The following is a 22,054-nucleotide window of genomic DNA, read 5'->3' as shown; positions in this document are numbered from 1 at the left end:
CGCTGACATGGCCCCCAAGCCGCCACGCTTCTACTTCTCGCTGCGCAGCCCGTACTCGTGGTTCGCCTACCGCGACCTGACCGAACGCTACCCGGACGTCGCCGCCGCGTCGCGGTGGATCCCGTTCTGGGAACCGGATGCCGCGACCTCGGCCGCCCTCGACGAGGCCGACGTGCGGCTGCCGATCGTCGCCATGTCGCGGGCCAAGAACTTCTACATCCTGCAGGACACCCGCCGCATGGCACAGGCCCGCGGCTGGACGATGACGTGGCCGATCGACCGCGACCCGGTCTGGGAGGTGCCGCACCTGGCCTACCTGGCGGCCGACGACGCCGGCCGCGGCCGCGAGTTCGTCGACCGCGTCTACCGGGCCCGCTGGCAGGAGGGCAGGGACATCGTCGACCGGCAGACGATCGGCGCGATCGGCGACGAACTGCGCGTCGCCGGGCTCGCCGACGCGGCCGACGATCCGGACCTGCGCCGCCGCGGCGTCGCGTGCCTGACCGAGTCGTTCCACGACGGGCTGTTCGGCGTGCCGTTCTTCGCGCAGGCCCGGAACCGGTTCTTCGGCCACGACCGGCTGACCGCGTTCGCGAGCGCCGTCCGCGGCGAGCCGTTCGCCGGCGAACCGGCCGCGTGGACCGACCTGACCGCGGTACCGGCGTTCAGCGCCGCGGGCGCCGACGCCGGCCCGGCCGGCGGATGCGGCTGACCGGCGATGGAGGGGCGGGAGAGCTGGGACGCCGTCGTCATCGGGTCTGGCCTCGGCGGCCTGGTCTGCGCGGCGTACCTGGCGGCCAGCGGACGGTCGGTGCTCGTGCTCGAACAGCACGACGTCGCCGGCGGCAACAGCCACGTCTTCCGGCGGCGCCGGCGGTACGAGTTCGACGTGGGGGTGCACTACCTCGGCGACTGCGGGCCCGACGGCGTGCTGCCGGCCATCTTCGCCGGTGTCGGCCTGCGCGACCGGATCGCGTTCCGGTCGATGGATCCGGACGGCTTCGACCGCATCATGCTTCCCGGGTACCGGCTCGACATGCCGGTCGGCTGGGACGCCTACCGGAGCCGGCTGCTGGCCGCGCTTCCGGACGACGCCGAGGGCATCGACACGTTCGTCGACGTGTGCGAGGCGATCGGCCGGGAGGCGCGCGACAGCCTGCTGTCCACTGTGGAGGTCACCGCCGCGGCGCTGCTCGAACGCACCCCGGTGTCGCTGCGCTGGGGCCGGCGCACCCTGACCCAACTGTTCGACCACTGTGGACTGTCGGCCGCGGCGCGGACCGTGCTCGCCGCCCAGTCGCCCAACTACGGCATGGGACCGGCCGAGGCGACCGTGTCGATGCACGCCACCGTCACCGACCACTACCTGCGCGGCGCGTACTACCCCGTGGGCGGCGGGCAGGTGCTCGCGGCGTCGCTGGTCGAGGCGATCGAGAGCCACGGCGGCGAGATCCGCACCCGGACGTGCGTGGAGCGCATCCTGGTCGAGGGCGGGAAGGTGCGCGGGGTCGGCCTGGCCGACGGGACGGTGGCGAGCGCCCCGGTCGTGGTCTCCAACGCCGACTACCGGCGGACCATGCTCGACCTGGTCGGCGCGGAGCACCTGCCGGGCAGCCTCGTCCGCAAGACCACGACCGCGACGATGGGAATGCCGTTCGCGACCCTGTACCTGGCCCTCGACCGCGAGATCGCCGGCCTGCCGAACGCGAACATCTGGTGGTACGACACCACCGACATCGACGCCTACTACGAGAGCCTCGCCGGCGACTGGAACGGCGAGGTGCCGTTCCTGTTCATGTCGTTCGCGTCGGTGAAGGACCCGGACTCGGCGACGGTGTGCCCGCCGGGGCACAGCAACTTCCAGGTGATGACGCTCTGCCCGCCGCGGCACGACGCCTGGCGGGCCGACGGTGACGCCGCCGCGAGCGGCCGGTACCGCCGCGACCGCGGCTACCTGGACGGCAAGGGCCGGCTCACCGACGCGATGCTCGACGCCGCCGAGTCCGTCCTGGGACCGCTGCGCGACTCGGTCGTGCACCGCGAACTCGCCACCCCGCTGACCCACGAGCGGTACACGTGGTCGACCGGCGGCACGCCGTTCGGGCTCGCCCGCTGGGGAACCGGTGGCAGCCGTCCCGACACCCGGACCACAGTGGACGGTCTGTACGTGGTGGGCGCGAGCACGCGGTACGGCAGCGGCATCACCGGCGTCGCCGTCGGCGGCATCGCGTGTGCCGGTCAGATCCTCGAACGCCGTCTCATCCCCGCGGTGCACGGCGGTGAGGTGCTGGCCGACACCGCGCGGCTGCCCGACCGCGACGACCGGTGGGACCCGCTGCGGGTCTCGCGCGGCGCGGCCCGGCGCGACGCGCGCGGGCTCGCCCGGATCGGCTGACCGACAGGCAACACCCATTTGCCGGCGGCTTTCCTCGCGCCCGGACGTGGCGTTCGGCGAGGCTTCTCCCCATCGGTTCATTCGACCAGCAGGGGGAGAGCGAATGTCAATGAGGAGAACCGTGACGGCGGTCCTGGGCACGGTGGCGATGGCGGTGGTGGCGGCGGTGTTGCCGGTGTCACCGGCCGCCGCCGCGGAGACCTGCACCACCACGTGGCGGACACTCCAGTTCGGGGACAGCGGACGACACGCCGTGGTGGAGCCCGGCGCACCGTGGCACGTGCGACTGGGAACCGCTACCAACGGCTACCACCTGTTCCTGTTCTGTGTGCAAACGTCGACGAGTGGCAAGACCCGGATAAGGTTCGACTCGAACGCCAACGGGAACCTGACCGCGGAGCGGGGGCCGTCCGGACAGATCGTCAGGAGGATCCACGCCGCCGGTTTCGAACCCGGCTGGGACACCTGGTACGTGTGCGCTCTCGACGCGAAGTGGGTCGAGATCAGCTTCACGCCCAACGACTACTTCCTGGGTGTCAACTCCTCGGGGTACCTCGACATCGAAGACGACCATCCGAACGGCAACGCGCTGTGGCGCCGCAGCGAGTTCGACGGCATCGACCTGGTGGCCTGTTGAGCCGTCGCGGGTCAGTCGACGCGCGGTGACTCCGTTCGGCCGCGCTTGAGCTCGAAGAAGCCGGGTGTGGTGGCGGCGAGCAGGACGCCGTCCCACAGCCGGCCGGCCGCTTCCCCGCGCGGCACCGGGCTGACCACCGGCCCGAAGAACGCCGCGCCGTCGACGTGGATCGCGGGCGTACCGAGGTCCTCGCCGACCGGGTCGAGGCCGGCGTGGTGGCTCGACCGCAGCGCGTCGTCGTGGTCCTCGCGGTCGGCGGCCAGCGCCAGGTCGGTGTCGAGCCCGGTCTCGATGAGTGCCGACCGGTACAGGTCCGCGCCGATCGGCTGCTTCCCGTGGTGGATGCGGTTGCCCAGCGCGGTGTACAGGTCGCGCAGTACCGGGGTCCCATATTTCTGTTCGGCGGCGATGAGGACGCGCACCGGCCCGAGCGTGTCGGTGAGCCACTCCTCGTACCAGGCCTCGAGCCCGGTGCGGCCGCGGTTGAGCAACCACAGGCTCATCACGTGGAAGCGCACGGTCACGTCCCGGACGGACTCCACCTCCAACAGCCACCTGGACGTGTTCCACGCCCACGGGCACTTCGGGTCGAACCACATGTCGGTGACGGTCACGCACGGCCTCCCGGTCGGTAGGCCTCCATCCAAGAACCGCCGGCGCGACCGGAGAAGGGCCAATCAGCCAGGGACCCGTTGGGCCAAAGTCATCGGACGGCGAGGTCCAGCAGGAACCGGGCGGTGGCGTCGACGACGTCGGCGAGGTGTTCGTCACCGTAGTGGAACGCGTGCCGGGCGTTCCCGTACTCGATCAGGGTGCACGGGTTGCCGGCCCGCGTCATCGCGTCCCGGAACCGGCGCACGTGGTCGATCGGCTCGACCTCGTCGGCGGTGCCGTGGTGGATCAGCGTCGACGGGCCGCCCGGCCGTACGAGCTCGACGACCGAGTACTCCGACGCCCGACCCGCGCCGATCCCGGCGTTCCGCTCGATCCCGCGACGGACGTCGGCGGGGAAGGCGAGCAGGTCCAGGCCGGCCGGGTTGAAGGCCACCACCGCGCCACCGTCCGTCGGTCCGGTCATCGCCGCGACGAGCGCGAGGTGCGCGCCGGCGGAGCTGCCGCCCGACGCCGGGCGCGTGACCCCGCGCGACGCCGCCAGCGCGCGGAACCGCTCCACCGCCCGCCGGACGTCGTCGACGCAGTCGTCGATGCCCGCGGCTCCCCGGCCGAGCAGCCGGTATCCGGCCGAGACGGCGAAGACGCCGTGCGACGCGAGGCGACGGCAGTGCCCGGCCAGGTCGTCGGGCGAACCCTTGCGCAGCGCACCGCCGTGGAACAGCACGACGCCGGCGGCGGGTCGCACGCCCGCGGGCGGATCGAAGACCAGCATCGGCAGCCCGGTGCCGTCGGCGGCGGTGTAGCCCATCGGCGGCATACAAGCACCGGCCGCGGACGTAGGCAACCACTGAGCGTCCTGGGTTAAAGATTCTTGACACGATGTCTGGACTTCTTTACCTTCAACATGTCAAGTTTTCTATACACGGGAGCCACGATGCACACGCTGACCCGTACCGCCCGCACGACCGGGCTGTTCTACCTGGGAGTCGCCATCACCGGTCTCCTCGGGTACCTCGTCGTCCGCCCGATGCTCTTCGCCGCCGACGACCCCGACGAGACGCTCGCCAACCTGGTGACGCACGGGTCGCTCGCCCGCGCCGGCATCGCCCTCGAACTGGGCATGGTCGTCACCCAGACCCTCACCGCGGTCTGGTTCTACCGCCTCTTCCGCACGGTGCGACCCGTTGCCGCGGGCGGGATCGCCGCGTTCGGTCTGGTCAACGCGATCGTGGGTCTGGTGAGCGCCGCCGCGCTGGCGACGGCGCTGCAGGTGTCGGTCGACGGGATCGGTGACGCCGCCGCCAACGTGCAGATCCTGTACCTGGTGAGCGACAACCTCTGGGGCGTGGGCGCGCTGTTCTTCGGCCTGTGGCTCGTTCCCATGGGCTGGTGCGTGCTGCGCTCGGGCTGGATGCCCCGCGCCCTGGGCTGGATCCTCGTCGTCGGCGGCGCCGGGTACGTGCTCAGCGCGTTCCTCAGGTACCTCGTCCCCGACGCGCACGTCGTCGTCGAGGCGCTGGCGTATCCCGCGTCGGTGGGCGAGTTCTGGATGGTCGGCTACCTGCTGGTCCGCGGCGTGCGCCGGCGGGCCCTGGACGAGGCCCCGCCCGCGCCGCGTATGCCCGCACCGGCGACGAGCTGAGCCCGTTCCCCCGGCCGGCCCGGCACCGCGAACGACGACCGCCGCGATCAGCCGCAGATCAACGCGACGTTGATGGGCAGCCACACCGCGAGCACCGCCGACAGCACCAGCGCGATCGTCCCCAGTACCGCGCGGCGCGTCCGCCCGCTGCGCGGATGCGCGGCGAACACCAGGGCCAGTTCGACCCCGACGAGCACCACCCAGCCCGCCCAGGACGAAGGCCCACAGGCCGTCCATGGGTGGAACCTGTGGAGAGTTCGTGTGGACTTCACAGCGGGTCTTCCACCGGTGGTGCGGTGGGCGCCAGCGACCGCACCCGGACGAGGACCTCGTCGAGCTGGCGGATCCGGGCCCGCACCCCGTCCCGCTCCTGGACGAGGGCGTTCCTGCGCTTCGTCCGCTCGGCCTTGTCGTCGGCCAGCGCCTTGTCGATGGTCGCGATGTGCGCGTCGAGCTGCTGGAGACGGCGTTCGATCGCCTCGTCCAGCGCGAGCGTCAGCGCGTACTGCAGATCGGTGAAGCGCCGCATGATCTCGTCGGACAGCGCCGCACGCGCGTCGCCGAGGACCTCCCGTAGCCACTGCTTGGCGCCCTGCCGGTCGGTCATCGACTTCCGCTTGAAGATCATGTAGGCGCCGGCCGCCAGGCCGATCGCGATGCCGATGCCGGGCAGCACGAGGTTGGCCGGGCCGGAGATCTGGAGCAGGCTGGCGCCGAGACCCGCGCCGTACGTGCCGGCCCGGCCGGCCATGAACGCGACACCGGCGCTGGACATCGCCACCATCGCGCCGTCACCGGAACTGTGCCGACGGGGCCTGGACTGCAGGGCGTGCCGCAGCCGGGCGTTCAGGTGCCGCAGCACGTACCGCAGCTCGTCGGGCCGGAACACCTGCGCCAGCGCCCGCTCGCCGACCGCGCGGAAGCACTGCTCCAGGTCGTGCGAGAGCCGCACGCTCAACGCGTGCAGCGACCGGTCCAGCTCCTGCGGAAGGGCTTTCAGCTCACCGCTGCCCGCCTTGTCGATCCGGTCGAGGTAGTCCTCCTGCACCTTCGTGACGTACTGCCGAAGCCGGGCGGTCGCCTCGACCCGGGCCCGCTGCGTCTCCGTGTTGAGGGCCAGCGACCACTGCCGCGACTCGGTGCGCTTGCGCGCGGCGACCTTCGCGCGTTCGTCCCTGGCCCGCTGGACGTCGGCCGGGTCCGGGTCGGTCGCCTTCATCCGCTCGCCGAGCTGGCGGTCGAGCCCGATCACCTCGCTGCGCACCGAGCGCAGCACGTTGGCCAGCTGCACCGAGCGGCCCTTGGCGGCCAGGTCGATCAGCGCGTGCTGCAGGTCGGCGATCCGCGACTCCCGGATCAGCTCCTCCCGCGTCCCCTCGGGCATCGACATCGCCGTCTCGGCAAGCCGCGCGGACACCGGGAACCACGGGGCGGACCCGAACCGCGGCGCGTGCGCCTGCAGCTGCCCCCGGTTGTCGGCGAGGATCGTGCGCCAGCCCGGGTACGCGTCGCACTTGGTCAGCGCGAACAGAACGAAGTTGACCCGCATGCTGGCCTCGATGAGGAAGTCCAGCTCGGGCCTGGTGAACGGCGACGACGCGTCGACGACGAACAGCAGCGCGGTGGCCCGCTCGACCGCGTCGAGGGTGATCTGCGCGTGCGACGGGTCGAGGCCGCCGACGCCGGGCGTGTCGACGAGCGTCAGGTACTGCAGCAGCGGCGCCGAGTGCTGCACCTCGATGCGTCGGGGCGGCCGCAGCCCGCTCGGGAGCCGGCCGGCCACCGTCGCCCAGTCGCGGAGGTCGCCGTGGCTGAGCGGGACGGGATTCTCCAGGCCGGGCAGGTACGCGCGGGCGCCGTGGCCGGTCGAGTGGCGGAACTCGATGAACGAGGAGGTCGCCACCGCGGTGTCGACCGGTGACAGGTCCGGCACCCCGATCAGCATGTTCACCAGAGAGCTCTTGCCGCGCTTGGTCTCGCCGACGACCACGATCGAAGGGCGGCTGACGTCACGGCGACGCACCTTGTCGAGGTCCGCCGCGGCGTCCGGGTCGCTCTTGCGCAGGAACGCGAGGCCGCCGTCGACGGCCTGGACGAGGAGCTTCTGCAACGCGGCGTCAGGGTTCGGCGGGGTCGTCGTGGGGGGTTGCTGCACCTGGGTCACCGCGTCCTCCTAGGTCCCCGTGTGCTTTCCTGGCCGGGACCGTACCGGCGGCGGTCGCGGCGCCGCGGCGCGTCCCATCGCGGTTGGCACGAACTGGGGAGGCGCATATGCCCAGGTCAGAGCGGTACGGACGGCTCAGCGCACGGTCTCCACCGACGCGATCACCAGGCGCAGGGGCAGGACGCCGTTGCCGATCAGGGCCGTCAGTTCCTCGGCTTCGGCGCGGCCCAGGTTGCCGGAGATGACGGCGTCGCCCGGGATGACCGCGGTGATCGCCGGGGCGACGATCACGATGTTGTCGAGCGCCACCGCCACCTGTCCCTCGGTGCCCTGGCCGGCGTCCACGATCTCGGTGGTGAGCGCGGTCCACTTCGGCTGGCCCGACCCGGTGAAGCGCAGGTTGACGGTCCACGCACCCTGGTCGATCTTCGTCTCCGCGTCGGCCAGGTCGGCGCCGACCACCTTGGCCGTGTCGAGCAGGTACTTCGCCTCACCGGCGCGGTCGCAGGCCGTCGCCCCGGCGCTGTCGTCGAGCGCTCCCGGCGGGCGTTGGTTGAGCATCGTGCAGGTGACCGCCGGTACCGCGTACTGCATCGTGTGTGGCAGAGCGGCGATCTCCGCACAGGTCAGGGCGTCGAAGCCGGTCAATGCCGTCGCGGCGGGGGTGGACGGGTCGCGGACGGCGGCCGCGGCGTCGTAGACCGGTCCCAGCTTGGCCCTGGCCGAAGCGAGCGCCGCCGCCCGGTCGGTGCGCTCCTGCGGGTCGGGGCCGCAGCCGTCGCCGGGCTGGCCGGACGTGCTGCCGAGAACCCGGCGGAACGTGAGGTTTCCCGGCACCAGCAGGGCCTTGACCCGCTCGGTGTCGCCGCGGGCGGCGGTGACCAGCAGGGTCTCGGCGCCGATCGCGGTGACCGTCGGCCGGGCCAGATCCAGCTCCTTCATCCGCGAGGTCAGGATCTTCAAGGTCTGGTCGAGCGCGGCCGCCGCGGGTTGCCCGCCGTCGGGACCGGACAGCCGCACGGTGATCGCGACGTCTCCCTCGACGGGACGCCCGTCCCAGCCGCGGGTGAGGAACAGGGCCGTCGCGCCGGCGGCGACCACCGCGATGAGCACGACGCCGAGCGTCAGCCACAACCACCACCGGCGGCGGGCCGGCCTGGGCGCGGGCGGCGGAAGATAGCCTTCCGGCACGTATCCGAGTTCCGCTGGAGCGACGGGCTGTGGGTATCCTGGCGCCGGTTCCTGCGGGGACATGCGGACAGGGTACGGGAGGTGCGCTCGACGTGCGGCTCGGTGTTGACTTCGGGACATCGAACACCGTCGGGATGCTGCAGCGGCCGGACCGGTCCGTCACGCCACTGCTGTTCGACTCCTCGCCGCTGCTGTCGTCGGCGGTGCACGCCGGACCGGACGCGGCCGTCCTCACCGGTGCCGACGCCGAACGGGCCGCGCTCGCCCGTCCCGACGGCCTGGAGCCGCACCCCAAGCGCCGCGTCGACGACGGCACGGCGTGGCTCGGTGAACGGGAGCACTCCATTGTGGACCTCGTGGCGACGGTCCTGTCGCGCGAGTGGGCCGAGGCGTGCCGGGTCGGCGGTGCCCCACCCTCGGCCGTCGTGCTCACCCACCCGGCCGTCTGGGGCCGCACCCGGCTCGGTGTGTTCACCGAAGCGGCGGCGCGGGCCGGAATGTCGCCGGTGACGCTGGTGCCCGAGCCGGCCGCCGCGGCCGCCTACTTCGCCGCGATCCTGGGCCGGGAGGTGCCGCCGGGTCACGCCCTCGTCGTGTACGACCTCGGGGCCGGCACGTTCGACGTCAGCGCCGTCCGCCGGGAGGCGCACGGGTTCGAGGTCGTCGCCACCGGCGGCCTGTCCGACATCGGCGGCCTTGACCTCGACGCCGTTGTCGTGGCGCACGCCCGGTCGCTCACGGAACGGGCGCGCGACGCGTGGGCACGGCTCGACTGGCCGGAGACCACCGCCGACCAGCGGGCCCGCCGGGACCTGTGGCTCGGTGCCCGCGCGGCGAAGGAGCTGCTGTCCCGTCACGTACAGGCCGACCTGCACGTGCCGCTGGTCGACGTGGACCTGCACGTGACGCGGGCCGAGTTCGAGGCGGCCGCGCGGCCGTTGCTCGACCGCACCGTGGCGACGACGGTGGAGATGCTGCGGTCGGCCGGCGTCACCCGCGAACGCACGGCCGGCGTGTTCCTGGTCGGCGGGTCGAGCCGGATCCCGTTGGTCGCCGCGCTGCTGCACCGACGGCTCGGCATCGCGCCGACGGTCATCGACCAGCCGGAGCTCGTGGTCGCGCACGGTGCCCTGCACATCCCCGGGACGGAGATTCCGCCTGCGGCGATGGGACCCGCGGCGGCACCGACGGTCCCACGAACGACGCCCGCCACCCCGACACGGCCCACCCCGACGCCGGCCACCCCGACCCCCGCGACCACGACGTCGCAGCGGCCGGCGGTGCTGGGCATCCCGCCGCGCGGCGTGGTGTCGAGCGACTTCCCGGTGCACCTCGTCGAGCTGACGATCGGCGGTCGGGTCGGCTACACGGTCCGGACCTACCCCGACGACGGCGGGACCGCGGTGTTCGCGAACGAGGGTGACCGCCTGCCGCTGTTCGCCCGCCCGGAACAGGCCGGCGACCACGCCGCCGGAACCGACGGCCACGCGATGACCGCGGTGCTGCACTGGGAGTCGCTGGCCGAGACGATGACGACCGCGTTCCTGCCACTGCTGCCGCGCAACCGTTACCGGCTCGACCTGCCGCCGGTCACCCTCGAACGGCACCCGAAGGAGTGGCTCGTCGACGTGGTCGTCGAGGCCGGCATCGTCGCCCGGGAACTGGTCAACGCGCTCGACATCGACGAGGCCTACGCCCTGCTCGGCGAGGGCACACCGCTCGACCGGCTCGACGACGCGCTGCGGGTGGCGCGGCGCATCCCGTTCGGCCGCGGGCGGCGCGAACTGCGCGCGTTCGACCACCGTGCGCTCGCCGCCGCGTGGCGCCGCGTGGCCGACCTGATCGACGACCGCGTCGACTGGTGGTGAACGCCCCGCGTCGGCCGTACGCCATGACGTTCGACGCCACCCGGCGGGTCTGCTACACGGGGTACGTCACCCAGGCGATCGTGAACAACCTCGCTCCGTTGCTGTTCATCGTGTTCCAGACGCGGTTCGACGTGCCGCTGGAGATGCTCGGTCGGCTGGTGCTGCTGAACTTCGGCGTGCAGTTGCTGACCGACCTCGTCGCGGTGCGGGTGGTGGACCGGGTCGGCTACCGCGGCCCGCTCGTGCTCGCCCACGTGGTGTCGGTGGCGGGTCTGGTGCTGCTGGCCGTGCTGCCGGTGACCCTGCCGACGCCGTATCTCGGACTGAGCATCGCGATCGCCGTGTCGGCGGTGGGCGGGGGCCTGCTGGAGGTGCTGGTGAGCCCCGTCGTCGACGCGCTGCCCGCGCCGTCGAACGGCAGGGCGGCCCAAATGAGCCTGCTGCACTCGTTCTACTGCTGGGGCCAGGCCGCGGTGGTGGTGGGCACGACGCTGCTCCTCGGGCTGCTCGACCAGTCCCGGTGGTACCTGCTGCCGCTGTTGTGGGCGCTGGCACCGCTGGTGAACCTGGTCGTTCTGCTCCGGGTCCCGATGCCGGCGACCGTCCTCGACGAGCACCGCACGTCCGTGCGGACCCTGCTCGGCACGCGGGCGTTCGCCGCCGCGATGGTGCTCATGCTCTGCGCGGGCGCCGCCGAACTGACGATGTCGCAGTGGTCGTCGCTGTTCGCGGAGGAGGGCCTCGGGGTCACCAAGGTGTGGGGCGACCTCGCCGGGCCGTGCGTGTTCGCGCTCTTCATGGGCGCCGGCCGGGCCGCCTACGGCGTGTGGGGCGCCCGGATCGCGCTGGCGCCGGCGCTCGTCGGCTGCGGCGCGCTCGCGACCGTGTGCTACCTGGTGGCGGCACTGGCCGGCAACGCGGTCGTGAGCCTGGTCGGGTGCGCGTTGTGCGGGCTGGCGGTGAGCCTGCTGTGGCCGGGCACGTTCAGCCTCGCCGCCGCGCGCTTCCCGGCCGGCGGTGCGGCGATGTTCGGCATCCTCGCCGTGTTCGGCGACGCGGGCGGCGCGGTCGGGCCGTGGGTCGCGGGCGCGGTCGCGCAGGCCTCGACCCGCTCCGACGGCGTCCTGCGCGACGTGGCGCGGCTGCTTCCGGACGACGGCGGTTCGGGGCTGCGGGTCGGTCTGCTCGCCGGCGTCGTGTTCCCGGTCGTCGTCATGGTCCTCGCGTCGCGTCGCGGCGGCCGCTGACACGTAGCGCGGAACGCGCGGCCGGTGGAGCCCTACCGGAGGGCGCGGTCCCGCCGGCGGGTGGCCGGCGTGGCGGCGCGCGGCGCGAACCGGCGGTCGTGCCACCGGCGCAGCGGCGCCGGCGCCCACCAGTTCCACCCGCCGAGCAGGCTCATCGACGCCGGCAGCAGCAGCCCGCGCACGACCGTGACGTCGAGCAGCAGCGCCACCGCCATCGCGAACCCGATCTCCTTGACCGCGACCAGTTCACCGAGCAGGAACCCGAGGAACACCACACCGATGCACAACGCGGCGGCGGTGACCACCGGCCCGGACTTCGCGATGCCGGCGCGGACGGCGCGGTCACCGGTCGACGGGCGGCCGTCCCACTCCTCCCTGATCCGGGCGAGCAGGAACACCTCGTAGTCCATCGAGAGCCCGAACACGAACACGAACAGCAGAACCGGTGTGGTGACGTCGATCGCGCCCCACGATTCGACGCCGAGCAACGCGTCGCCGACGCCCCACTGGAACACGACGACGAGCACGCCGAGCGTGGCGAGCAGCGTGAGCGCGTTCATCGCCAACGCCTTGAGCGGCACCACGAGCGAACCGGTCAGCACGAACAGCAGCACCGTCGTCGCCAGCAGGATGACGAGCAGCGCGACCGGGAACCGCCCGCCCACCGAGTCCCGGTAGTCGACGAGCTCCGCGGCGGCGCCGCCCACGAGAACCGGGAACGGCGGGTCCAGCGCCCGGATCGCGCGTACGACGTCGCGCGAGGTCCGCCCGGCGGTCGGGCCCTCCGGGGTGACGTCGACAACGGCCGCCGGCGCGGCGATGTCGGGCCGCGGCTCCATCCGGAGCACGCCGTCGAGCCTGTTGAGCGCGTCGAGAAAGTCGCGAACCTCCGCACGCGACGGATCCGCGTCGACCACCACGACGACCGGGTCGGCCCGGCCGTTGCCGAAGTCGCGCTGCACGGTCTCCTGCACCCTGCGCGCCTCGGCGGAGGCCGGCAGCGCGCGGGCGTCGGAGTTCTCGAGGTTCACCCCGAACACGAACGGCAGCGCCAGCGCCAGCAGACCGGCCGTCACGGCGAGGGTCACCGGGCCCGGCCGGCGCTGCGCGAACGCGGCGAGCCGCGCCAGCACACCCGGTCCCGGATCGGCCTTTCCCCGCACCGCGGCCGCGACCGCGCGGCGCAGCGCGAGCACCCGGTTGTGGTCGCCCGCCGCCGGAATGCGGCGGTGCGTCGCGGCGATGAGCGCCGGGACAGCGGTGAGCCCGGCCAGGGTGGCCAGCAGCACGACGAGCGCGCCGCCCAGCGCCATCGCGCCGAGAAGCGGTTCGGCGAACGCGGACAGGCCGCCCATCGCCGCGGCGACGGCGAGCCCGGAGACGAGCACGGTGCGGCCGGCGGTCGCGCTGGTGCGGGCGAGCAGTTCGGCGACAGACGCGTCGGGACCGGCGTCGCGCTCCTCCCGGAAGCGGGCGGTGACGAGCAGCGCGTAGTCGACGGCGAGCCCGATGCCGAGCATGGTGACGACGTTGACGGTGAACTCGCTGACCCCGGTGAGCGCGGTCAGCCCGAACAGGCCGAGCAGCGTCACCGACACGGTGGCGAGCGCCGCGACGAGCGGGACCGCGCCGGCCACGAAACCGCCGAGAACGAACACCAGCACGACGAGGAGGACGACGAGCGCGACCGACTCGCCGAACGCGGCGTCGGCGACGGCCCGGTCGGCGAACGCGCGCTCGGCGAGCGTCTCGCCACCGACGAGCACCTCGGGCGCGTCGATGCGGTGCAGCGCGTCGACGACCGCGTCCTCGACCCGTTCCCGCCGCCCGTCCGGCAGGCCCGGCCGCAGTTCGACCCGGATCAGCGAGCTCCGGTTGTCGGCGCCGATCCGTCCGCCGGGCGCGCTGTACAGGTCCTCGACCTCCGCGACGCCGTCCATGGCACGGATGCCGGCGGTCACCGCCGTGACGTCGGCGACGAGCGCCTGGTCGTACACGTCGCGCCCGCCGACGACGGCGACGACGACCGGGCCCTCCGGCCGCAGCCGGTCGACCCGCCGCTCGGCGCGCTGCGACTCGGCGTCGGGCCGCAGGCTGTCGGTGGTGGTGAGCCGGTCGAAGACCCGGCCGCCCTGCACCAGCCCGGCGACGAGCAGGACGAGCCAGACGCCGAGCACAGGCCACCGCCAGCGGGCACACGAACGGCCGAGCGCGGCGAGCATCACCGGGGCATGCAAGCACCTCCGGGTCCGGGGCGCCAGCGGGCGTCCGGGCGGCGGCCGGCACCGATCGACGGGCAATCCCCCGGACGGACGGGCAGGTGTGTCCGGTCGGCGACCGGTCGAGTCGGACAGCCGACGATATGGGGATTCTGAATCCCGTTAACATTTCTGAACTTTCGAGGGTTCCGCTCCGACGGGGTTCCGCGAGTGGGAGGGGCTGCCCGTGTTCCGGCGTGCGCTGCGTGGGTTCGTCGCGGTCGTGACCGTGGTGGGGGTGTCGGCGTTCGTCGGTCCGCGGCCGGCGTCCGCGGTCGCGTTGCCGAGCGGCTTCCAGGAACAGATCGTCTTCAGTGGACTCAGCTCGCCGGTCGACCTGGAGTTCGCGGCCGACGGGCGCGTCTTCGTCGCCGAGAAGGGCGGCCGCATCAAGGTCTTCGACGACCTCGCCGACACGACCCCCACGGTGTTCGCCGACCTGTCGGCCAACGTCCACAACCAGTGGGACCGGGGTCTCCTCGGCATGGTGCTGGCGCCCAACTTCCCGACGAACCCGTACGTCTACGTGCTCTACACGTACGACGCGCCGCCCGGACAGGTCGCACCGGTCTGGAACGACGTGTGCGCCAACGCGAACGACGGGCGCTGCGTGGTCACCGGGCGACTGTCGCGCCTGCAGGCCAACGGGAACACGATGACCGGCACCGAGCAGGTGCTGCTGCACGACTGGTGCCAGCAGTTCCCGAGCCACTCCATCGGTGACATCGCCTTCGGCGCCGACGGCATGCTCTACGTCGCCGCCGGCGACGGCGCGAGCTTCAACGCCGTCGACTATGGACAGTTGCCCTCGGGCGCGCCGACCAACCCGTGCGGAGACCCGGCCAACGAGGGCGGCGCGCTGCGGTCGCAGGACCTGCGCACCCCCGGCGACGAGACCCAGCTCGACGGCACGCTGCTGCGGCTCGACCCGGCGACCGGCGCGGCCGCGCCCGGCAACCCGAACTCCGCCTCCGCCGACCCGGACACCCGCCGGATCGTCGCGCACGGGCTGCGCAACCCGTACCGGATCACCATGCGCCCGGGCACCAACGAGACCTGGATCTCCGACACCGGGTGGAACACCTGGGAAGAGGTCAACCGGGTGCCCGACCCGACCACGGGCGTCACCAACTTCGGCTGGCCGTGCTGGGAGGGCAACGCCCGGCAGTCCGGATACGACAGCGCGAACCTGCCGATCTGCGAGACCCTCTACACCGCGCCGGCCGGCACCCACACCCCGCCGTTCGTCGCCTGGAACCACGCCAGCCGGCTGGTGGCGGGCGAGGCCTGCCCGACCGGTAGCTCGTCGTCGACCGGTGTGGCGTTCTACCCGACGTCCGGCGGCCCGTACCCGGCCGCGTACAACGGCGCGGTCTTCTTCGCCGACTACTCGCGGCGCTGCATCTGGGCGTCGCTGCCGTCGACCCCCGGCGGCCTTCCGGACCCGGCCAACCTGCAGACGTTCGTCTCCGACGCGGCCGGGCCGGTGGACCTCGAGGTCGGCCCCGGCGGTGAGCTGTACTACGCCGACCTGGGCGGCACCATCCGCCGCGTGCGGTACTTCCCGGGCAACCAGCCGCCGACCGCGGTCGTCGCGGCGACGCCGAGGCAGGGCCCGACGCCGTTGACCGTGACGTTCGACGGATCCGGCTCCACCGACCCCGACCCGGCCGACGCGGGCCGCCTGCGCTACGCCTGGGACTTCACCAACGACGGGGTCACCGACTCCACCACCCCCACGGCGACGTTCACCTACAACGCGGCGGGCTCGTACACCGCGCGGCTGACGGTCACCGACACGCTGAACGCGACGCACGCGAGCACGGTGACCGTCACACCCGGCAACGACGCGCCGACGGCGGTCATCGACACCCCGTCGGCGGGCACGACCTGGAAGGTCGGCGACACGGTGACGTTCTCCGGCCACGCCACCGACCCGCAGCAGGGCACCCTCCCCGCGTCGCGGCTGAACTGGGACCTCGTGATGCACCACTGCTCGGCGCCCGACACCTGCCACGAACACGCGATCCGCGGCTGGACCGGCGTGGCGTCGGGATCGTTCGTGGCACCCGACCACGAGTACCCGTCCTATCTGGAGCTGAAGCTCGTCGCCACCGACCAGGAGGGCCTGGCGCACACGGCGACGCGGCGCCTGGACCCGAAGACGGTCGACCTGACGTTCGCCACCGTGCCGTCGGGGCTCCAGCTCACCGTCGGCTCGACGTCGGGCACCACACCGTTCACCCGCACGGTGATCCAGGGCTCGACCAACTCGGTCTCCGCGCCGTCGCCGCAGGCGTCCGCGACGTTCGCGACGTGGTCCGACGGCGGGGCGGCGACCCACGTGGTCACCGCGCCCACGGCGGCGACGACCTACACCGCGACCTACACGACGGCACCGACGTCGCAGCGGATCGGCTACGCGCAGATCGGCGCGTCGACGGACACCGGCGACCAGAACCACATGAACGGCTCGCGGTTCGTCACCGGTGCCGGCGCGACGACGGTCAGCTCGATGTCGGTGTACATGAAGACGGTGCGGCCGGCGCCGAACAACCAGTACCAGCTCGCCATCTACGCCGACGCGAACGGCTCGCCCGGTGCGCGCGTGGCCACCAGCGCCACGGGCACGCTGACGGCCAACGCGTGGAACACGCTGCCGATCAGCGCGGCGCTGGCGCCGGACACGGCCTACTGGCTCATGTACAACACCAACGGCGACAACAACCTCAGCTACGACGCCGGAACGGCCAACCAGGGCGCGTGGAGCGCGTCCACGGCGTTCGGCACGTGGCCGGCGACGTTCGGCGGGTCCACCCGGTGGAACGCGAAGTTCTCCATCTACGCGACCACCGGTCCCGACACCACCGCGCCGACGGTCGCGGCCACGACCCCGGCCAACGGCGCCGTCGGGGTCGGGCTGACCGCGCCGGTCACCGTGCGGTTCACCGAGAGCATGGCCGCGGCGACCGTCACAGCGGCGAACCTGGAACTGCGCGGCCCCGGCGGCGCGCTGGTCGGCCGGACCGTCGGCTACGACGCGGCCACCCAGACGGCCACCATCACGCCGTCCGCGCCGCTGGCCGCCTCGACGCAGTACACGGCGACGGTCCGCACGGGGGTCACCGACGCGGCGGGCAACGCGCTCGCGGCCACCCACCAGTTCACGTTCACCACGGCGGACCCGAGCGCGCCCCGCCTCGGTTTCGACCAGGTGGGCCCGACGCTGGACGCCGGCGACATGAACTACATGAACGGCTCCCGGTTCGTCAACGGCGCCACCGCGCTCACGGTCAGCCGGATCTCCGTGTACATGAGGACGGTGCAGGCGGCGCCGGGCAACCAGTACCAGGTGGCGATCTACACCGACGTGAACGGCGCTCCGGGAACGCTGGTGGCGTCGAGCGCGTCGGGCACGCTCACCGCGAACGCGTGGAACAGCCTGCCGGTCGCCGCGACCCTGGCGCCGAACACGGCCTACTGGCTCGTGTACAACACCAACGGCGACAACAACCTCAGCTACGCCACCGGAACCGCCAACCAGGGCGCGTGGAGCCAGCCGCGCGCGTTCGGCACCTGGCCGTCGTCGTTCGGCACGTCGACCCGCTGGAACGCGAAGTTCTCTATTTACGCCTCGTAGCGGCCGGACCGGTCGTTGCGGTCGCGGTGCCGTCCCGGTAGGACAGTGCCTATGGCCACGCGACCGGTGCGGCTGCTGGGCCGCGCGACGGAGCTCGCGCGGCTGTCGGCGCTGCTCGAGGACGCGCTCGCCGGACGCCCGCGCGTGGTGCTGTGCGCGGGCGAGCCGGGCGTGGGCCGCACGGCGCTGCTGCGGCGGTTCACGCACGATGCCGCCGGCACCGGTGTCGAGGTGCTGTGGGCGCCGTCGTTCGGTTCGCCGGGCGCGCCGCCGTACTGGTCGTGGCGGCACATTCCGGGCCTGCCGGACCCGTTCGAGACCGGCGCCGAGCGGCCGACCGTGGTCGAGCGGCTCGCCGACCGGCTCACCCGCGCCGGCGCGGACCGCGGGGTGGTGCTGGTCGTCGACCTCGACGGTGCCGACGACGCGTCGGTGGACGTGCTGCCCGGCCTGGTCCGCTCGCTGCGGTCGGCCCGGGTGCTGATCTGCGTGTCCGGCGCCGACGCGCGACGCGCGTGGACCGATCTGCGGGCCGAACCGGCGACGCACACGCTGCCCCTCGGCGGGCTCGACCGCGACACGGTCGGGCTCCTGCTGCGGGCGCGGACGAACCGGCCGGTACCGGCCGACGTGGTGGCGCGGGTGTCCGAGGCGACCGGCGGAAACCCGTTGCACGTCGTCGAACTGGCCCGGTGGCTGGCGGACCGGTCGTCGTCGCCGATGCCCCGCACGTTCGACGACGTGGTCGCCGCGCGTACCGGCGCGCTGTCGGAGCCGGCCCGGCGCGTCCTCGACGCCGGCGCCGTTCTCGGTGACCGGTTCCGCATCGCCACCGTCGCGCGGATGCTGGACCTGCCCGCCGCGGACTGCCTCGGCGCGGTCGACGAGCTCGTCCGGTCGGACCTGCTGTCGGCGTCGGTGACCTCCGGCCGCGCGGAGTTCCACCACACCGCGGTCCGCGCGTCGGTCGCGGCCGCGATGTCCATTGTGGACCGCGTGCGGCTGCACGGCCGCGCCGCGCGGGCCATCCGGGAGCTCGCCGGCGACCGGGTCACCGACGAGCTCGGCGTGCTGACCCACCACTGGTCGGCCGCCGCGGCGGGTGCGCCGTCGGCCGAGGCGTACCGGTCGGCCCGCCGCGCCGGCGACGACGCGATGCGCCGGCTCGCCCACCCCGACGCGCTGCGGCTGTACCGGGTGGCGCGGGACCACGCGGACGCCGTCGACCCGGCCGAGCACGCCGGTCTCCTGCCCGCGCTCGCGGCCGCCGCGGTGGCGTGCGGCGAGCTCCGCGACGCCCACCTGAGCTGCCGCGCGGCCGTCGACGCCGGCCGGCGGCTCGGCCTGCCGGCGCTGATCGTCGACGCGGCGCTCACGCTGGAGCCGGTCGGGGAGCCGGGGTGGGACGGCGACATCCACCGGTGGTGCACCGAGGCCCTCGCCGTCGCCGACCCCGACGACGCCACCCGGGTGCGGCTGCTGGCCCGGCTGACCCAGGCGGCGGTGTACTGCGGCCCGGCCGAGGAGGCCGAGCGCACCAGCGCCGAGGCGCTGCGCCTCGCCGAGGCCTGCGGCGACCCGGACGCGACGGTCGCCGCCCTCTCCGCGCGCCAGCTCGTCCGCAGCGGACCCGACGACACCGCCGAGGTCGCGACGCTCGCCGAGCGCATGATCGCCATCGGCACCGCGTCCTGGCGCCCGCAGGTGGAGCTGTGGGGCCGGCTGTGGCTGATCGACACCCACTGGTTCGCCGGCCGGCTCGCCGCGGTCGCCACCGAGACGACGGCGCTGCAACGGTGCGTCGACCGGCTCGACGGGCCCGACCCGCGCTGGCACCTGCTCGTCACCCGCGCCGCGCTCGCGTTCGCCCGGGCCGAGTTCGAGGAGGCCGACGCGTTCCTCCAGGAGGGGCTGGACCTGTTCCGGCGGATCGGGCACCCCGCCGCCCGCGGCGCGTCGGTCGCGTTCCGGCTGCTGCTGGGCCACCACCGGGGTCACCCGGACGGGTTCCTGGCCACGGACACCTGGAACTTCGGCACCGACAGCCGGTGGGACCTGTACGCGCGGCTGGGACGCGCGTTCGCGCTGGCCGACAGCGGCCGGCTGGACGAGGCGGCCGCGATGTACAGCCGCTGCGGGTCGCCCCGGCGCTGGTTCTTCCCGGTCTCCGGCCGCCTGGTGGCGTGGGGCATCGGTGCGCAGGTCACCGCGGCGCTGGGCCTGACAGAGGACGTCGCCTTCCTGCGGGAGTCGCTGCTGCCGTACCGGGGGCGCTACATCACCGGCGGCGCCGGTGCCACGAACTTCCTCGGCCCGGTCGACCTCACGCTCGGCAAGTGCGCGGCGGCGCTCGGCCGGTGGGACGTGGCCCGCGACGAGCTCGCCGCGGCGGGTGAGCGGTGCCGCGAGATCGGCGCCTCCGGGTTCCGGGCCGAGGCGGACTGCGACCTCGCGGCGGCGCTGGCGGCCGGCGGCGACCGCGCGGCCGGGGCGGCGCTGGCGGACCGGACCCTGCCGCTCGCCCGGGCACTGGGGATGAGCCCGTGGGTGGCCCGGCTGGAGGCGCTGGCCGGCCCGGAGCCGACCCCCTCGACCGCCGCCCCGCCGGCCGCCCTCTCGCCCGCCCCCTCGACGGCCTCCGAGCCGACCCCGCTGACCCCGCTGACCGTGCTGACCGCCCGCGAGCGGGAGGTCGCCGCCCTGGTCGCCGAGGGGCTCAGCAACCGGGAGATCGCGCGGCGGCTCGTCATCTCCGAACGGACCGCCCAGAACCACGTGCAGCACATCTTCGTCAAGCTGGCGCTGACCAACCGGGCCCAGCTCGCCGCCTGGGCGACCCGCCACCGGGGATGAGTAGGCGGATGAGTAGTTCCGCCGATGCCGGGCGACACCCCTGTGACGGAAGGTGATCCCAGCCGGGAGCCGCCAGGCGCCGCCGGGAGGGGAGCCGACGATGACACAGCCCGACCCGCACCGGTGGACCTCGGTGTGGACCGCGTACCAGCGCACCGCCGCCGGTGCGCCGCTCCCCGCGTCCCGTGACCCGACCGCCACCGACGACGCCCGACGCGCGCTGCGGGCCGCGACCGGCGGACCGACGCCGCGGGTCGACCTCTACATCGACCCGGTCTGCCCGTACACGTGGATCGTGTCGCGCTGGCTGCTGGAGGTCGAGCCGCTGCGCGACCTCGACCTGCGGTACCACGTGATGAGCCTGCGGATGCTCAACGAGCACAAGGTGGTCGACCCGGGCTACCGGGCGAACGTCGACGCCTCCACCGGGCCGTCCCGCGTGGCGGCCGCCGTCCTGACCGGCCACGGACCGGACCGCCTGCGCGCCTGGCACACCGCGTTCGGGTCGCGGATCTTCGACCACTGGCGCATGCCGGACCGCGGCGAGTACGACACCGCGACCCGGGCCGCGCTCGTCGACGCCGGCCTGCCGGAGACCCTCGGCGACGCGGCCGACTCCGACGGGTACGACGACGCGCTGCGGCGCAGCCACGAGGCGGCGGTCGGCCCGGTCGGCGCCGACGCCGGCACGCCCATCGTCCACCTCGGCGGTGCGGCGTTCTTCGGGCCGGTGCTCAACGCGGTACCGCGCGGCGCCGACGCCCTGCGGATCTTCGACGGCCTCTGCCTGCTGGCGGGCTCGCCGGCCTTCTTCGAACTGAAGCGGACCCGCACCGAGCCGCCCACCTACGGCTGACTTTCGAAAGGACAACGACATGGACGTCTGGTCCACGGTCGACCTGCAGCGCGGGCGCATCGCCGACCTGCTCGACACGCTCACCCCGGCGGAGTGGCGCCAGCCCTCGCTGTGCGCCGGATGGACCGTCCGGGACGTGGCCGGCCACCTCGCGATGCAGCCGGTCACGTTCGGCGCCGGGCTGCGCGGGCTCCTCCGGCACCCGGGCAGCGTCAACCACATGATCCACGCGACGGCGCGCGACCGGGCCGCCGAACCGACCGACCGGCTCGTCGCGGGCATCCGGGCGACGGTCGGCGACCACCGGCCCAACCCCGGCCTGACGGACCGGGAGGCCCTCATCGACATCGTCGTGCACGGCGCGGACATGGCCGTGCCGCTGGCGCGCGACCTGCCGGTGCCACCCGGGGCGGCGGCCATCGCGGCGAGCCGGATGTGGTCCTACGGGGAGAGCCGGCGCGACCGGAGGAAGCTGCGCGTGTTCCGTACCGTGCCGTTCCGTCGGTACCGGTTCACCGCCACCGACACCGACTGGTCCGTCGGCGAGGGGCCCGAGATCCGGGGCCCGATCGTGTCGATCCTGCTGGTGATCACCGGCCGCCCGGCCGGGCTCGAACACCTCACCGGCGCGGGCACCGACACGCTCGTCCGGCACCTCCAGCCGGCGTGACCCACCCGTCCGGCCGCG

General features: G+C 73.6%; 16 protein-coding genes. 10 read left to right on the top strand and 6 right to left on the bottom strand.

All coding sequences use genetic code 11. From position 1 onward, the window contains the following. Nucleotides 1–7: 7 nt before the first annotated feature. The 3 genes from Voc01_RS49105 (at nucleotide 8) to Voc01_RS49095 (ending at nucleotide 3,032) form a co-directional block, all read left to right on the top strand. The gene (locus tag Voc01_RS49105) at nucleotides 8–712 is read left to right on the top strand and encodes a DsbA family protein (RefSeq protein ID WP_203934686.1); all 705 of its coding nucleotides are present in this window, start codon (nucleotides 8–10) and stop codon (nucleotides 710–712) included. Nucleotides 713–718: 6 nt separating this feature from the next. After that, entirely contained in the window at nucleotides 719–2,395 is a 1,677-nt protein-coding gene (locus Voc01_RS49100) for a phytoene desaturase family protein (protein WP_203934685.1), read from the top strand. A gap of 121 nt (nucleotides 2,396–2,516) precedes the next feature. Beyond that, complete coding sequence (locus Voc01_RS49095) at nucleotides 2,517–3,032, top strand: hypothetical protein (RefSeq protein WP_203934684.1); 516 nt, start codon at nucleotides 2,517–2,519, stop codon at nucleotides 3,030–3,032. Nucleotides 3,033–3,043: 11 nt separating this feature from the next. Here the strand turns inward: Voc01_RS49095 and Voc01_RS49090 are convergent, their stop codons facing one another. Next, a complete protein-coding gene (locus Voc01_RS49090) occupies nucleotides 3,044–3,631 on the bottom strand; it encodes a mycothiol-dependent nitroreductase Rv2466c family protein (protein ID WP_203934702.1) in 588 nt (195 codons plus the stop codon). A gap of 104 nt (nucleotides 3,632–3,735) precedes the next feature. After that, on the bottom strand, nucleotides 3,736–4,455 hold the full coding sequence (locus Voc01_RS49085; RefSeq protein WP_203934683.1) for an alpha/beta hydrolase: 720 nt from the start codon (nucleotides 4,453–4,455) through the stop codon (nucleotides 3,736–3,738). 96 nt (nucleotides 4,456–4,551) lie between these two features. Between Voc01_RS49085 and Voc01_RS49080 the strand changes: the two genes are divergently transcribed. Beyond that, a complete protein-coding gene (locus tag Voc01_RS49080) occupies nucleotides 4,552–5,289 on the top strand; it encodes a DUF4386 domain-containing protein (RefSeq protein ID WP_239161050.1) in 738 nt (245 codons plus the stop codon). Between the two features lie 47 nt (nucleotides 5,290–5,336). Here the strand turns inward: Voc01_RS49080 and Voc01_RS49075 are convergent, their stop codons facing one another. The 3 genes from Voc01_RS49075 to Voc01_RS49065 all read right to left on the bottom strand — a co-directional run bounded on the left by Voc01_RS49075 (nucleotide 5,337) and on the right by Voc01_RS49065 (nucleotide 8,644). Further along, nucleotides 5,337–5,489 carry a hypothetical protein gene (locus Voc01_RS49075; protein ID WP_203934682.1) on the bottom strand — a complete coding sequence of 51 codons (153 nt, stop codon included), beginning with the start codon at nucleotides 5,487–5,489 and terminating at the stop codon, nucleotides 5,337–5,339. Nucleotides 5,490–5,557: 68 nt separating this feature from the next. Then, on the bottom strand, nucleotides 5,558–7,453 hold the full coding sequence (locus tag Voc01_RS49070) for a dynamin family protein (protein WP_239161049.1): 1,896 nt from the start codon (nucleotides 7,451–7,453) through the stop codon (nucleotides 5,558–5,560). A gap of 135 nt (nucleotides 7,454–7,588) precedes the next feature. Beyond that, complete coding sequence (locus Voc01_RS49065; RefSeq protein WP_203934681.1) at nucleotides 7,589–8,644, bottom strand: SecDF P1 head subdomain-containing protein; 1,056 nt, start codon at nucleotides 8,642–8,644, stop codon at nucleotides 7,589–7,591. A 92-nt stretch (nucleotides 8,645–8,736) separates the two neighbouring features. On the opposite strand from Voc01_RS49065, the gene Voc01_RS49060 reads away from it, so the two are divergent. Both Voc01_RS49060 and Voc01_RS49055 read left to right on the top strand, forming a co-directional pair. Next, nucleotides 8,737–10,512 carry an Hsp70 family protein gene (locus tag Voc01_RS49060; RefSeq protein WP_203934680.1) on the top strand — a complete coding sequence of 592 codons (1,776 nt, stop codon included), beginning with the start codon at nucleotides 8,737–8,739 and terminating at the stop codon, nucleotides 10,510–10,512. Then, nucleotides 10,509–11,759, top strand: coding sequence for an MFS transporter (locus tag Voc01_RS49055; RefSeq protein WP_203934679.1), 1,251 nt, complete (start codon nucleotides 10,509–10,511; stop codon nucleotides 11,757–11,759). The genes Voc01_RS49060 and Voc01_RS49055 overlap by 4 nt, the downstream gene beginning before the upstream one ends. A 32-nt stretch (nucleotides 11,760–11,791) precedes the next feature. Here the strand turns inward: Voc01_RS49055 and Voc01_RS49050 are convergent, their stop codons facing one another. Beyond that, the gene (locus tag Voc01_RS49050; protein WP_203934699.1) at nucleotides 11,792–13,981 is read right to left on the bottom strand and encodes an MMPL family transporter; all 2,190 of its coding nucleotides are present in this window, start codon (nucleotides 13,979–13,981) and stop codon (nucleotides 11,792–11,794) included. Nucleotides 13,982–14,204: 223 nt separating this feature from the next. Between Voc01_RS49050 and Voc01_RS49045 the strand changes: the two genes are divergently transcribed. The 4 genes from Voc01_RS49045 to Voc01_RS49030 all read left to right on the top strand — a co-directional run bounded on the left by Voc01_RS49045 (nucleotide 14,205) and on the right by Voc01_RS49030 (nucleotide 22,036). Further along, nucleotides 14,205–17,657 carry a PQQ-dependent sugar dehydrogenase gene (locus Voc01_RS49045; RefSeq protein WP_239161048.1) on the top strand — a complete coding sequence of 1,151 codons (3,453 nt, stop codon included), beginning with the start codon at nucleotides 14,205–14,207 and terminating at the stop codon, nucleotides 17,655–17,657. A 51-nt stretch (nucleotides 17,658–17,708) separates the two neighbouring features. Beyond that, the gene (locus Voc01_RS49040) at nucleotides 17,709–20,510 is read left to right on the top strand and encodes a helix-turn-helix transcriptional regulator (protein WP_203934678.1); all 2,802 of its coding nucleotides are present in this window, start codon (nucleotides 17,709–17,711) and stop codon (nucleotides 20,508–20,510) included. A gap of 100 nt (nucleotides 20,511–20,610) precedes the next feature. Next, nucleotides 20,611–21,366 (top strand): mycothiol-dependent nitroreductase Rv2466c family protein, encoded by a 756-nt coding sequence (locus tag Voc01_RS49035; RefSeq protein ID WP_307781623.1) that lies wholly within the window; start codon nucleotides 20,611–20,613, stop codon nucleotides 21,364–21,366. 19 nt (nucleotides 21,367–21,385) lie between these two features. Then, the gene (locus tag Voc01_RS49030; RefSeq protein ID WP_203934677.1) at nucleotides 21,386–22,036 is read left to right on the top strand and encodes a maleylpyruvate isomerase family mycothiol-dependent enzyme; all 651 of its coding nucleotides are present in this window, start codon (nucleotides 21,386–21,388) and stop codon (nucleotides 22,034–22,036) included. Nucleotides 22,037–22,054 lie beyond the last annotated feature (18 nt).

It is taken from the genome of Virgisporangium ochraceum (assembly GCF_016863655.1).
GTDB classification, from domain to species: Bacteria; Actinomycetota; Actinomycetes; order Mycobacteriales; family Micromonosporaceae; genus Virgisporangium; species Virgisporangium ochraceum.
Note: the sequence above shows the minus strand (reverse complement) of the source record. Positions and strands in the feature narration are given on the sequence as shown.

Coding starts and splice junctions, on each gene's coding strand:
- Voc01_RS49105 (WP_203934686.1), top strand. CDS start 8: ATGGCCCCCAAGCCGCCACGCTTCTACTTCTCGCTGCGCAGCCCGTAC.
- Voc01_RS49100 (WP_203934685.1), top strand. CDS start 719: ATGGAGGGGCGGGAGAGCTGGGACGCCGTCGTCATCGGGTCTGGCCTC.
- Voc01_RS49090 (WP_203934702.1), bottom strand. CDS start 3,631: ATGTGGTTCGACCCGAAGTGCCCGTGGGCGTGGAACACGTCCAGGTGG.
- Voc01_RS49085 (WP_203934683.1), bottom strand. CDS start 4,455: ATGGGCTACACCGCCGCCGACGGCACCGGGCTGCCGATGCTGGTCTTC.
- Voc01_RS49080 (WP_239161050.1), top strand. CDS start 4,552: ATGTCAAGTTTTCTATACACGGGAGCCACGATGCACACGCTGACCCGT.
- Voc01_RS49050 (WP_203934699.1), bottom strand. CDS start 13,981: ATGCTCGCCGCGCTCGGCCGTTCGTGTGCCCGCTGGCGGTGGCCTGTG.
- Voc01_RS49040 (WP_203934678.1), top strand. CDS start 17,709: ATGGCCACGCGACCGGTGCGGCTGCTGGGCCGCGCGACGGAGCTCGCG.
- Voc01_RS49035 (WP_307781623.1), top strand. CDS start 20,611: ATGACACAGCCCGACCCGCACCGGTGGACCTCGGTGTGGACCGCGTAC.
- Voc01_RS49030 (WP_203934677.1), top strand. CDS start 21,386: ATGGACGTCTGGTCCACGGTCGACCTGCAGCGCGGGCGCATCGCCGAC.